The 12479-nt window shown below is 71.7% G+C and carries 13 protein-coding genes; 4 read left to right on the top strand and 9 right to left on the bottom strand.

The annotated features are described in order from the left end of the window. The first annotated feature begins 9 nt into the window (after positions 1–9). A complete protein-coding gene (locus FL583_RS29125) occupies positions 10–1302 on the top strand; it encodes a hypothetical protein (protein WP_142708052.1) in 1293 nt (430 codons plus the stop codon). Here the strand turns inward: FL583_RS29125 and FL583_RS29130 are convergent. From FL583_RS29130 to pknB, 6 genes are all read right to left on the bottom strand, one after another. After that, positions 1284–2321: a GDSL-type esterase/lipase family protein gene (locus tag FL583_RS29130; RefSeq protein ID WP_142708053.1), complete on the bottom strand. Its 1038-nt coding sequence runs from the start codon at positions 2319–2321 to the stop codon at positions 1284–1286. The two genes, FL583_RS29125 and FL583_RS29130, sit on opposite strands and share 19 nt — an antisense overlap. Positions 2322–2411: 90 nt before the next feature. Further along, a complete protein-coding gene (bfr, locus tag FL583_RS29135) occupies positions 2412–2900 on the bottom strand; it encodes a bacterioferritin (protein ID WP_142708054.1) in 489 nt (162 codons plus the stop codon). 128 nt (positions 2901–3028) lie between these two features. Further along, positions 3029–3211, bottom strand: coding sequence for a (2Fe-2S)-binding protein (locus tag FL583_RS29140; RefSeq protein WP_142708055.1), 183 nt, complete (start codon positions 3209–3211; stop codon positions 3029–3031). Positions 3212–3359: 148 nt separating this feature from the next. Continuing rightward, positions 3360–4388 (bottom strand): 3-deoxy-7-phosphoheptulonate synthase, encoded by a 1029-nt coding sequence (aroF, locus tag FL583_RS29145; RefSeq protein WP_142708056.1) that lies wholly within the window; start codon positions 4386–4388, stop codon positions 3360–3362. Positions 4389–4605: 217 nt separating this feature from the next. Continuing rightward, complete coding sequence (locus tag FL583_RS29150; RefSeq protein WP_142708057.1) at positions 4606–5418, bottom strand: deoxyribonuclease IV; 813 nt, start codon at positions 5416–5418, stop codon at positions 4606–4608. A gap of 26 nt (positions 5419–5444) precedes the next feature. After that, on the bottom strand, positions 5445–7439 hold the full coding sequence (pknB, locus tag FL583_RS29155; protein WP_170323923.1) for a Stk1 family PASTA domain-containing Ser/Thr kinase: 1995 nt from the start codon (positions 7437–7439) through the stop codon (positions 5445–5447). A 141-nt stretch (positions 7440–7580) separates the two neighbouring features. On the opposite strand from pknB, the gene FL583_RS29160 reads away from it, so the two are divergent. From FL583_RS29160 to FL583_RS29170, 3 genes are read left to right on the top strand one after another with little or no spacing between them, the layout of a single operon-like run. Further along, positions 7581–7958 (top strand): Rv2175c family DNA-binding protein, encoded by a 378-nt coding sequence (locus FL583_RS29160; RefSeq protein WP_240746846.1) that lies wholly within the window; start codon positions 7581–7583, stop codon positions 7956–7958. After that, positions 7959–8276: a lycopene cyclase domain-containing protein gene (locus FL583_RS29165; protein WP_142708059.1), complete on the top strand. Its 318-nt coding sequence runs from the start codon at positions 7959–7961 to the stop codon at positions 8274–8276. Continuing rightward, the gene (locus tag FL583_RS29170; protein WP_142708060.1) at positions 8273–8611 is read left to right on the top strand and encodes a lycopene cyclase domain-containing protein; all 339 of its coding nucleotides are present in this window, start codon (positions 8273–8275) and stop codon (positions 8609–8611) included. Before FL583_RS29165 ends, FL583_RS29170 begins: the two co-directional genes overlap by 4 nt. Here the strand turns inward: FL583_RS29170 and FL583_RS29175 are convergent. Genes FL583_RS29175 through crtI form a run of 3 tightly spaced genes read right to left on the bottom strand, consistent with a single transcriptional unit; the run spans position 8544 to position 12466 of the window. Continuing rightward, on the bottom strand, positions 8544–9461 hold the full coding sequence (locus tag FL583_RS29175; protein ID WP_142708061.1) for a phytoene/squalene synthase family protein: 918 nt from the start codon (positions 9459–9461) through the stop codon (positions 8544–8546). The genes FL583_RS29170 and FL583_RS29175 overlap by 68 nt on opposite strands. Then, positions 9448–10965, bottom strand: a complete 1518-nt coding sequence (gene mptB / locus FL583_RS29180; protein WP_142708062.1) for a polyprenol phosphomannose-dependent alpha 1,6 mannosyltransferase MptB — start codon at positions 10963–10965, stop codon at positions 9448–9450. Before mptB ends, FL583_RS29175 begins: the two co-directional genes overlap by 14 nt. 22 nt (positions 10966–10987) lie before the next feature. Then, entirely contained in the window at positions 10988–12466 is a 1479-nt protein-coding gene (gene crtI, locus FL583_RS29185; RefSeq protein ID WP_142708063.1) for a phytoene desaturase family protein, read from the bottom strand. Positions 12467–12479: the final 13 nt, after the last annotated feature.

A 12479-nucleotide genomic window follows, 5' to 3' on the forward strand; every position in this document is an offset into this window, starting at 1 on the left:
CGATGTGTCATGCTCGCATTACGTCAGGTCGCCACCGAGCCACGCCTGTTCGCGGTCTCGGTCGGCGGCTCCGCGCTCGTCGTCCTGATCGTCGGCTGGATCGCCGGGTTCGCCGTCGCGCTGGTGCTCCTGGCCGGTCTCCTGGTGATCGCCCTGCTCACCGTCGTCCGAATGATCGTGCAGTCGGAAGGGACGGCGGCGGAGCGGATCGGCGCGGTCGGCGACGGACAGGCGCGGACCGGCGCGGACCTGCAGGAGCTCGCCCGGCGGGTGCGGGCGGTCGAGAGCGCGCAGCGCGAGGTGACCGACCTCCGGGACCACGTCGACCGGCTCGAGACGGTCGTGTCCGTGCTCACCCGGTGGCCGCGGGACCTGGTCGACGCGCCGGTCACGACGAGCGCGTTCTACCGCCCGGCCGGCGGCGACGACTCCGGTCCACCGACCTCGACGCGGGACGAGCTCGACCGCTACGAGCGACGCCGGGCCGCCCAGGAGCGCGGACGCAAGCGTGTGGCGCGGTGGCGCACCCAGCTCAAGTCCAGCCCGGATCGCCTGGTCGTGTACGTGGACGTGTTCTGGCTGCCGGGCGCCGCGACCGCCGACGGGCTGCCGATGCTCCTGCTCCGGCGGGCCGTGATGGAGGCGCCGGCCTGGCCACCGGCCGGGGGAGCGACCGGGCGTTCGCTGTCCGGGCAGTACGTGGCCGCGATCGAGAAGCGGTTCGCCGAGGCGCACTCCTGGCGGGACATCACGTTCTGGAGCGCCCCGGCCGGCGAGGACCTCAGTCGGCTGGTGGCTCGCCTGCTCGCCGACCGCGACCGCTGGCAGGACCTCGCCGACGGCCTCCCGGCCGCGGTCCGGGACGGCGACGCCGCCCGGCTCAGCCGGGCCTCACTCGAGGAGATCGAGGCGCTGGCCGCCGAGCCGGGAAAGGCCGGCACCGAGCCGGTGCGCATCGTCCGCTACACCGCGCTGATCGAGGGCGTCCGGGCCGGGGAACCGGCGATGCGCCACGCCTACCTGGTGTGGACCGCGGCCGACCCGGTGGCGTCGGTGGTCGCGGACGCGTTCGACCGCGTCCTGGAGGGGATGTCGGGGGAGACCGGCGGGGCGCCGGACCTCGGTCCGGGCGCGGCGACCGCGGACCTCGTCCGGTGGCACGGCGTCGACGGCCTCCGGGTCGACGCCCGCGCGACGCTGGAGCGCCGCCGGGCGCGCCTGGCCGAGAAGGAGGCAGCCGCCGTGGCCGAGCGGAAGGCCGCGGCCCGGCACCGGCACGCGGCTCAGTACCGCGCGCGCTGAGCGGTACCGACCGGGGCGAGGTTGCCGTCGGGCTGACGCGCGCACTTGGCCGACCGGTCGCCACGGGCCAGGAACGTGCTCAGGCAGCGGGCGAACTCGGCGTGGCCGCGGGCGTTCGGGTGCGCGGACTGCTGCAGCAGGTTCATGCCGAGCCCGTGCCTGATCCCGGCCAGATCGACGCTGAGCCCGCGGGACCACTCCTGGAACCGGCTGATGCCCTCCGCGCAGGCCTCACGCCCGCGCAGGGCCGGGGCCAGGTCGAGGAACCGCGCTCCGGTGTTCGCGGCGATCCGGGCGTAGGTGGCCGTGAACTGCCCGGCCACCCAGTTCTTGGCCCAGTTCCCGTCGTCGTCGCGGACCGGGCAGCCGAACGCGCCCCGGCTCGCTGTGCCGTAGCGCAGGTCGCCGGTCACCGGCGACGCGTACGACTGGAGCACGAGCGTGTAGTCGTCCCGGCCGTATCCGGCCTCGCGCATCACCCGCTGCACGTCCCGGACGTCCTGGGTGATCCGCGGGGCGGCGGCCCGCAACCGCTGGCGGATCCGGGGCGTCCAGGCGTTCTGGCAGCGCGGAGCGAGCTTCAGGTAGGCCAGGACGCAGTCGTAGGCGAGGTTGGCGTACCCGATGTCGTTGACGCCGACCGTCAGCACGATCAGCCGGACGTCGTACCGGCGGGCGACCGTGCGCAGCGCCTCGGCCTGCGGCGCCTCCCCGTACCGGCGCTGCCCGCCCAGGCGGACGTCGTTCGTCGTGGCCCCGGCGCAGGCCAGGTTCACCCGGGCCGGGTTGCCGACGCCGGGCAGCGACGTCCGCTGGATCGCGGCGTACCGGGAGCGGTGGCAGAAGTTGCCCCGCCGGTTCGTGGCCGGGTCGTAGCGGCCGGCGCCCTCGCCCGAGACGAAACTGTCGCCCATCCCGACCACCGCCGGTCGCCGCGCCGCGGCGTCCCCGGGGTCGGCGAGCAGCACCGTGCTCAGGAGCACCAGAACAACGACGCTGCACCGACGCCAGACCGTCATGGGAAAAGCATCGCACAGTAATCGGCTCAGAACGATGAGTCACGAAATGACGAAGGCGCCCCGAAGGGCGCCTTGTCGTACGGCCGAGGCTCAGTCGTCGTCGGAGCCCGGGTGCTTCGCCAGCCGCGACAGGTACAGCGGCTCGCCCAGCTTCTCGATCAGGTCGAGCTGCGTCTCGAGGTAGTCGATGTGCTGCTCTTCGTCCTGGAGGATGTCCTCGAAGATGTTCGCCGACGTCACGTCGCCGATCGAGCGCATGTACGCGATGCCCTCGCGGAGCCGGGTCACCGCCTCCTGCTCGACCTGCATGTCGCAGCGGAACATCTCCGGCACGTTCTCGCCGATCCGCAGCGAGAACAGCTTCTGGTAGTTGGGCAGACCCTCCAGGAACAGGATCCGGTCGGTGAGACGTTCGGCGTGCTTCATCTCGTCGATCGACTCGTGCCTGGTGTGCGCCGCGAGCGTGGTGTAGCCCCAGTTCTCCTGCATCTTGGCGTGCAGGAAGTACTGGTTGATCGCGGTCAGCTCGCCGGTGAGCTGGTCGTTGAGGAACTCGAGGACCCTCGCGTCGCCTTGCATTCCGAACATCCTCCGTTTGGCTGGGGAGGATTCACCCTAACTCCGATTAGCGGCCGTATTCCATTCGGCGCACACGACTCGCCGACCGCAGGGCCCTCCTGGGCTGCGATCGGAAGGTATGCCTGGCCTCAGGAAGCTTGCGCTAACGACACCTCGCTGGCTTGGAGGAGACCGCGGATCCGCTCGACGCAGGAGCCGCATCCGGTGCCCGCCCCGCAGGCGTCGGCGACGTCGAACTCGTCGCACGCGCCGGCGCTGATCGCCGTCCGGATCTCGGACTCGCGAACCCGCGTGCAGATGCAGACGTACATGGGTTCACCCCTCCGAGTCCCGGCGCCCTGGTAAGGCTTGGCTCAGTAAGGCTCGCCTATCCTTCGGCGGGAATCAAGTCGTTGCCGGATTTCGCTCCCGGGTTTTTGACAAAAAAGGACGCCGCCCTACGGCGGCGTCCTTTTTCGTCTACTTCGGTGCCGGGGTCAGCGTCTTGCCCAGAGCGGGAGGGAGCGTCGTGACGGCGTGAGCCAGCTCGTCGAGGTCGGCTCCGTGGAGGGCCTGCGGGCCGTCGCACTTGGCCGTCTCCGGGTGCGGGTGGACGTCGATCAGCAGGCCTTCGGCCCCGACGCCGATCGCCGCACGCGCGAGCGGAACCACCAGCTCACGCCGGCCCGCCGCGTGCGACGGGTCGATGAGGATCGGCAGGTGAGACAGCTGGTGCACCATCGGTACGGCCGACACGTCGAGCATGTTGCGGATCGCCGACTCGAACGAGCGCACGCCCCGCTCGCACAGCACGATGTCGAGGTTGCCGCGCTGGGCGATGTACTCGGCCGCCATCAGCCACTCCTCGTAGGTGGCGGTCAGCCCGCGCTTGAGCAGCACCGGCTTCCCGACCGACCCCACCGCCTGCAGCAGCGCGAAGTTCTGCATGTTCCGGGTGCCGACCTGGAGCATGTCCGCGTACTCGGCCACCACGTCGATGTCGGCCGGGTCGACGATCTCGGTGACGACCGGTAGCCCGGTCTCCTCCCGCACGTCGGCCAGGATCTTCAGGCCGTCGGCCCCGAGCCCCTGGAACGCGTACGGTGACGTCCGCGGCTTGTACGCGCCGCCGCGCATCAGCGCGGCGCCGGCCCGCTTGGCCATCAGCGCCGCTTCCAGCGTCTGCTCCGGCGTCTCCACCGCGCACGGTCCGGCGATCAGCGTCACGCTGTCCGGTCCGATCGGGACGTCCCGCACGTGGACGGTCGACGTCCGCGAATGGTTCTCCCGGCTGACGAGTTTGTAGGGCGACGTGATCCGGACCACCTCGGCGACGCCGGGCAGGCCTTCCACCTCGAGCGAGGCCAGCACCGGTTCCCCGGCGACCACGCCGACGATCGTGCGGGTGACTCCACGGGAGACGAACGCGGACCCGCCCGCCTCCTCGACCGTCGAGACGACGGCCTCCAGAGCGGTGTCGGGGGCGTCCGGGCTCATGACGATGACCATGCGAATTTTCTCCTAGAAATGCGACGAGCCCCGGGCCTGGGGCCCGGGGCTGTCGGAAGGGTGAGCGGCTGTGGCGCTAGAGCAGCGCGGCTGGCCGCCGGGGGACGCCCGGGCGGTAGCCATACCAAAAGTTGCGCTGCAGCATGCTGGGAAGCGTACTCGACGGAACGGGGTGAGAGCTGTCGGGTCCCCGTCACCCCGTGGTCGGGGGGCGCGCCTACGGGGCGAGGCTTCGCAGGCGGGCCATGTCGGCGGCGTGGCCGGCCCCGTCGTCCTCGGACGGCGTCTCCACCACGATCGGCACGCCCGCCGCCGCCGGATGCGTGAACAACGACCGGAACCCCTCGAGGCCGATCGTGCCCTCCCCGATCGTCGTGTGCCGATCACGGAGCGACCCCACCGGATCCCGCGAATCATTCGCGTGCACCAGCGCGAGCCGCCCGGCCCCGACGCAATCCACCACCGTGTCGAGCACCTTGGCCAGCCCGCCCGGCTCGGACAGGTCGTGGCCGGCCGCGTGCGCGTGGCAGGTGTCCAGACAGACGCGCAGGCGCGGGTGGGCGTCCACGGCGGCGAAGTACTCGGCCAGGTCCTCGACCCGGGACGCGAGCGCGAAGCCGCCGCCCGCGGTCGGCTCGACCAGCAGGTCCGGGTCCTCCGGGGTCAGCTCGTCCAGCAGCGGCAGCAGGTGCGAGCGCAGCTGCCCGTAGGCCTGCTCCCGGCGCTCGGTGGCCAGCGACGACCCCGCGTGGAAGACGACGCCCCGGGCGCCGATGGCCCGTCCGCGAGCGACCGCGTGACGCAGCGACGCGACCGACTTCTCGACGGTCGCCTCGGCCGCCGAGCCGAGGTTCACCAGGAAGGTGGCGTGGATGAACACCTGGACGCCGGAACGCGACGCCCAGGCCGCGAACTTCTCGTCCTGCGCGGGCACGCCCGGAGCCAGCGCCCAGCCCCGCGGGTTCGAGACGAACACCTGCACGGTGTTCGCCCCGATCCGCTCCGCGTAGGTAATCGCCCGCTTCGCCAGCCCGCCGGACGCCGGGACGTGGGCGCCTAGCCGGTGAACAGCGTCACCTCGGTGCCGGCGGCGACCAGGTTGCCCGGCGACGGGAACTGGAACAGCACCCGGGCGTCGTCGTCATCGCGGCCGCCGCGGCGCTTGACCCGGAGTCCGGCCTCTTCCAGCTGCTGCTTGGCCTCGTCGAACTGCTGCCCGCTGACGTCTGGGATCTCCACTTGCGACTGGCCCTGGGCGACCGTGAGCTTCACCGTGACGTCGCCGGTGACCTGGCCGGGCGCCGGATCCTGCTTCAGGACCTTGCCCGCCTTGGCCGGATCGGTGTTCGTCGGGTCGATCGTGACGTCCTTCTGGAGCCCGAGACCGTCGATGATCTGCTCGGCCTCCTCGCGGGACTTGTCGACCAGGTTCGGCAGCGAGATGCCCTTGCCCTGGCTGATCACGATCGTGACCGAGCTGCCCCGCTTGGCCTTGTTGCCCAGCGGCGGCGACGTCGAGATCAGCTTGTTCGCGTCGATGTCGTCGTTGAACTCGAACTTGGGCGCGGGCACGGTGAAGCCCAGCGCCTTCAGTTTCTGCTCGACCTCGGTGCGCCCCTTGCCCTTGAGGCTCGTCGGGATCGGGACGACGTCCGGACCCTTGGAGATCGTGATCGTGACCGTGCCGCCCTTGCGGATCCGGCCACCGGGCTCCGGCGACTGCTTGAAGACCCGGCCGAGCAGCGCCTTGTCGTCGAAGTCCTGGACGACGTTGATCTCCAGCCCGGCCGTCTTGGCCTGGGCGGTCGCGTCGGTCGAGCTGAGCTCGAGCATCTGGGGTGTCTCGGTGTACCGGCCGACGCCGAGGTACCAGCCGGTGCCGGCCGCGATCAGCGCCAGCACGACGACCGCGGCGATGATCGCGAGATTGCGCTGCTGCGACGTCAACCGGCCGAGTGGGCCCGGCAGGGTGGGACCGGCGCGGTGACCACCGCCGGGAGGCGGCGGCAGGATGCCGCCGGGCATCATCGCGGTGCCCCGCACGTCACCGTGGCGCGGCACGACCTGGGTGTGCTGGCCCGGTGCTTGCGGCACCGGCACCGCCGCGGAGGCGGTGAACGTACTGGTCGGCGGGCCGCTCTGGGGCACGGCCGAGGTCGGCAGCAGGCCGCCGCCGGACACGCTGCGGGTCGTGCGACCCTCGAGCTCGTCGCGGACGACGCGCAGCTCGTCGAGGAACGCGCCGGCGTCGGCCGGGCGGGCGTTCGGGTCGCGCCGGGTCGCCCGGACCGTCAGCTCGTCGAGCGACGGCGGCACCAGCGGCGCGCGCGACGACGGCGGCGGGACGTCGGCGTGGACGTGCTGGAAGGCGATGTTCACCGACGAGTCGCCGCCGTACGGCACGTTGCCGGTGAGCATCTCGAACAGCATGATCCCGGCCGAGTACACGTCGCTGCGGGTGCTGGCCTGGCCGTAGGTGATCTGCTCGGGTGAGACGTACGCCACCGTGCCCATGACCACACCGCGGGTCGACGTCGGGCCGACCGCGGCCACGGCGCGGGCCAGACCGAAGTCGGCGACCTTGACCGAGCGGCCGTCGTTGCCGATCAGCACGTTCTCGGGCTTGACGTCCCGGTGGACCATGCCGTGCCGGTGGGCGGCGGCCAGCGCGTCGAGCACCGGGTCGATGATCGCCAGCGCCTCGGCGGCGGGCAGCCGCCCGCGCTGGACCAGGACCTCGCGCAGCGTGCGGCCCTGGACCTGCTCCATCACCAGGAACGCGAGCCCCTCGTGCACGCCCTGGTCGTAGACCGCGACGACGTGCGGGTGGCTCAGCGCGGCGGCCGAGCGCGCCTCCTGGATGAAGCGGTGCACGAAAGCGGGGTCGGCCGCGTAGCCGGGGTGCATGACCTTGACCGCGACGGTCCGTTCCAGACGTTCGTCCATCGCGTCGTACACGGTCGCCATGCCACCGCGCGCGATCCGCCCCCGAATTCGGTAGCGGCCTTCGAGCACGGAACCCACCAGGGGGTCGGCCAGCGTCCTGTCCACGGGCATCAGTGTACGGAGAGAGAGTCAACGAGACAGGCGACCCCGCGGAGATCCATGCTTCGGCACACGCATCTGGGCCCAAAAGGGTTCGCGGGGGACCGCGTTCGTTCCCGAACTGAGATCTCGTGGGATCGTTGGTGCGTGGAAGACAGCAAAACTGAGGTCGGCCCCGACGCCTGGCTGACCGTCCCCGAGGCCGCGGAACGGCTCGACGTCCGGCTGACCCGCGTGCACCAGCTGGTGAAGAGCGGCGCGCTGCTGGCCGTGCGCCGGGACGGCGTCCTGAAACTCCCGGCCGACCTGGTGCCCGACCTGCGGTCGGAGGCCGGGCAGAAGTCCAACCTGGCCCGGCACCTGGCCGGCGTCCTCACCGTGCTCAAGGACGCGGGCTACGACTCCGAGGAAGCGCTGACCTGGCTCTACACGCCGGATTCGACGCTGCCGGAAGGGTCGGCGGCAGCGGCCCTGCGCGAACGGCCGACCGAGATCAAGCGCCGCGCGCAGGCCCTGGGCTTCTGAGTGCGGCATTTCAGCTATCTGGCCGTGCTCGTGTTCATCGTGATCGGTTCGGGCTGGCTCGAGGTGTTCCTCCGGGTCCAGGTGTATCGACGGTGGAAACGCCTGTTGCTCGCGCTCACCCCGGCCGCGGTGATCTTCGTCGTCTGGGACGTGCTCGCGATCCGGGCCGGGCACTGGACGTTCGACCCCCACCAGATGCTGGGCATCGAGTTGGGGCCGCTGCCGCTGGAGGAACTGCTGTTCTTCCTCGTGGTGCCGGTCGCGGCGATCCTCGCGTTCGAGGCCGTGCGCAAGGTCACCGGCTGGAGAGCCGAATGACCTACACCCAGGCGGCGGTGCTCGGCGTGCTGGTGGCGCTGGCCATCGACCTGTTCGTCTACCGGACCCGGCTGGTCACCCGCCGGGTCTGGTGGGTCTCCTACGCGATCGTCGTGTTCTTCCAGCTGATGACGAACGGCTTTCTCACCGGCCGGGGGATCGTCCGGTACAACCCGGACGACATCATCGGCCTGCGGATCGTCTACGCGCCGGTCGAGGACCTGCTGTTCGGGTTCGCGCTCGTGCTCTTCGCGGTGTCCACCTGGGTCAGGCTCGGGCGCGTACGGCCCGCACGAGAGCAGGCAGCGCCACGCGCGCGCGACGAAAGTTACTGACCGCGACCCGACGGTCGAGCACCTGGTAGTCGGCCTGCTCGACGGCGTCGAGGATGCCGCCGTAGAGCAGGAACGCGGTCTTCATGCACTCCTGGCTCTCCGGCGCGAGCAGCCGGAAGCCCGGCCAGGCGGCCCGGTAGATCTCCCGGCACCGGGCCACCTCGTAGGCCAGCAGCCGCCGGATCGGCCCGTCGACGACCCCCCGCTCCAGGTGCTCCCGGTCGACGCCGAACAGCGCCAGGTCCTCCATCGGCAGGTAGATCCGGCCCCGCCGAAGGTCCTCGCCGACGTCCCGGATGAAGTTCGCGAGCTGGAACGCGACGCCGAGGTCGTGCGCGTACGGCTCGACGACCGCCCGCGGGACCCCGGGGTGCTCGAGGATCGGCACCATCTCCAGCCCGATCACCGCGGCCGACCCGTACACGTACGTCATCAGGTCGTCGTAGGTCGCGTACTCGGTGACGGTCAGGTCCATCCGCATCGACGCGTTGAACGCCTCGATGTAGGTGACGTCGACGTCCCAGCGCCTGACGGTGTCGACCAGCGCCCGGGTGATCGGGTGGTCCGACTCGCCCCGCTTCAGGTCGGCCAGGACGGACGCCGAGAACGCGTCCAGCTCGGCGGCCTTCTCGGCGTCCGACAGCGTCGAGCTGAGGTCGTCGACGATCTCGTCGGCGTATCGGGCGAACCCGTACAGCGCCTGGACGTACGGCCGCTTCGCCGGCGGGAGCAGCAGCGTGGCCAGGTGATAGGTCTTGCCGTGTTCGGCCAGCAGCCGGCGGCACTCGGCGTAGGACGCCCGCAACTCCGGATCCGTGATGCCGGCGGCGTCCAGTTCACGCGAGCTCATCGGTGGTAACCCTTCTGCGGCGCAGGAACCGGATGCCGTAGGCCACGGCGGCCCCGGTGAGAACGAGGTCGAAGATCGTGCCCGGCACGTGCGTGGCCCGGGCCAGGTTGTAGCCGTCGGGCAGGACGAAGAAGCTGAGCACGCCGCTGATCACGACGAGCACGGTCGCGAACCGGTCCTCGTCCGCGGCGGCCAGCGGAACCAGCGCCCAGAGCAGGTACCAGGGGTGGAACGACGCCCCGAAGATCGCGAGCACGAACAGCGCGGCCGCGCACGCTCCCAGTACCGCCCGGGCCGGCGCGGTCCGCACGCGCCACCAGAGCACGACCAGGATCACCAGCATGACGACGGTGCCGAGCGTCCGGGCCGGGCCCAGCACCGTGCGGTCGGGCGCCGACGTGAACCAGGTCAGGAACATGCCCCAGCCGGTCGGGATCGACGTCCACTGCACCGAGACGCCGCTGGTGACGGCCAGCCCGTGCACCCAGCCCAGCCCGAGCCCGGCCAGCGCGCTCACCAGCCCGAACGCGGCCACCGCGGCCGCACCGGCCACCGCACCCACGCGCACGACCCGGTTCCACCAGCCCAGCCGTCCGGGCCCGACCGGCCGGTTCGCGGCCACCAGCACGACGACGAACGGCAGCGCGACGACGGCCGAGACCTTCACCGCGGCGGCCAGCCCGATCAGCCCCCCGGCCGCCGCCCCGACCGCGTACAGCCCCCGCCGGGGCGCGTCCGGCCCGCCCCCGGCCGCGTCCGGCCCGCGCCGGGCCGCCGGGGCGGCCACCCAGAGCGCACCGGCCAGGAACGGCAGCATCAGCGCCTCGTTGTGCCCGCCCGCCACCAACTGGGCCAGCACCAGCGGGTTCGCGATCAGCAACCACTGCGCGCGGCTCGGCGAGGCCCCGTACGCGGCGGCCATCCGCGGGACGATCACCGCCAGCACGACCAGGCCGAGCACGGCCAGGAAACGCAAGCCCAGCAGCGCGACGACGAGGTTGTCGCCGGCCGCGCCGGCGACCCAGCTGGCCAGGTACAGGTACAGCGGCCCGTACGGCGCCGGCGTACTGACCCAGGTGGACGAGACCGACGACACCCAGTCGGCGCCGAGCCCGGACGGGATCTCGGCCGGACCGATCCGGTACGGGTCGAAGCCCCGCGCGAGCACCAGGCCCTGAGCGGCGTAGGAGTAGAGGTCGCGGCTGAACATCGGCGGCCCGAACAGCAGCGGCAGCGCCCACAGCGCGGCCGTGCCGGTCACGGACCCGGCCGAGGACTCCGTCCGCAGCCGCCACCACGCGTAGACCAGCAGCGTCATGCCGATCGCGGCCAGCGTGATGCACACCGCCGGCCCGATCCCGTGACGCAGATCGCGCAGCACCGGGGCGTCCCACAGGGGATCGGGGCGGGGCAGCACACCGGCGCCCAGCCCGCCGACCGCGATCAGCACCGAACCGGCGAAACCCGTCCACCGGGCGTTGGTCACCCGAACAGCGGTCGTCACGGCGACCATGGTCTCAGCCATGTCAGCCGGTGATGCGTTCAGCCGCCAGCCGCCCGGAGACCAGCACCATCGGCACCCCGACGCCCGGCTGGGTGCCGGATCCGGTGAACACGACGTTGTCGAGGCCCGGCGCCAGGTTCGACGGGCGGAACGGCCCGGTCTGGAAGAACGTGTGGGCGGCCGCGAACGGAGCGCCCATCGCCAGCCCGGTCGCCTGCCAGTCGGCCGGCGTCACCGTGCGCTCGACCTCGATCCCGTCGCCGAACCCGACGTAACCCCGCGCCTCCAGCACCGCGACGAGCTCGTCCCGGTAGCGCGGGCCGACCACCGACCAGTCGATCGGCGCGCCCGTGTGCGGGGTCGGCGCCAGCACGTAGTAGGTCTGCTTCCCGGCCGGGGCCAGCGACGGATCCGAGAGCGTCGGGTTGCACACCAGCAGCGACGGGTCGCTCATCAGTTCCTGGCGGTCGATCAGCTCGGTGAACGTCCGCTTCCAGGCCCGTCCGAAGTGGATGTTGTGGTGGGCGGTCTTGGTGTACCGGGCGGTGGACCCGGCGTGCAGCAGGAAGCACGACGGCGAGTAGCGGAGGTTCTTGATCCGCCGCGGCGCGGCGGAGGAGGGCAGCAGGTCGCGGTAGGCGACCGGCAGGTCCGGATTGAGGACGACGACGTCCGCCGCGATGTGGTCCCCGTCACTCGTGCGGACGCCGACCGCGCGGCCGTTCTTCGTCTCGACCTGGGTGACGGTCGTGCCGTACCGGATCCGGGCGCCGTGCTTCTCGGCCGCGCCGGCCAGCGCGGTCGGCACCGCGTGGATGCCGCCCTTGGGGAAGAACACGCCGGCGACCGAGTCCATGTACGCGATCACCGCGTAGATCGCCAGCGCCTGAAACGGCGAGACGCCCGCGTACATCGCCTGGAAACTGAAGATGCGCTGGGTGCGCGGGTCCTTGAGGTACTGGCCGACCTTGGGCGCGAGCCGCCGGAACCCGCCCAGCGCGAGCAGCCGGGCGATGCCGGGGCCCACCAGATCGAGCGGCGAGTCCAGGTTCCGGTCGATGAACTCGTCCATCTCCAGGCGGTACAGCTCGGAGACGAAATCGACGAACTTGCGGTAGCCGTCGGCCTCGCGCGGGCCGCAGACCTCACTGATCTCTTCCGCCATGCGTTCGGCGTCGGGGTGGACGTCGAGCTGCGAGCCGTCCGGGTAGAACGCGCGGTAGAGCGGGCTGACCGGCTCGAGCGTCAGCCAGTCGCTCATCCGCTCGCCGACCGCGCCGAACGCGTCCTCGATGAGGTTCGGCATCGTGAGCACGGTCGGGCCGGTGTCGAACTGGTAGCCGTCGACGGTCAGCCGCCCGGCCCGGCCGCCCGGCACGGACTCGCGCTCGACGATCGTCACCTGCCGTCCGGCGCCGAGCAGTCTGAGAGCGCACGAGAGGCCGGCGAGGCCGGCTCCGACGACGACGACGTGTTCAGTGGGGCCGGTGACAGTGCGCACGGTTGAACCGTAG

It is taken from the genome of Cryptosporangium phraense, assembly GCF_006912135.1.
GTDB classification, from domain to species: Bacteria; Actinomycetota; Actinomycetes; order Mycobacteriales; family Cryptosporangiaceae; genus Cryptosporangium; species Cryptosporangium phraense.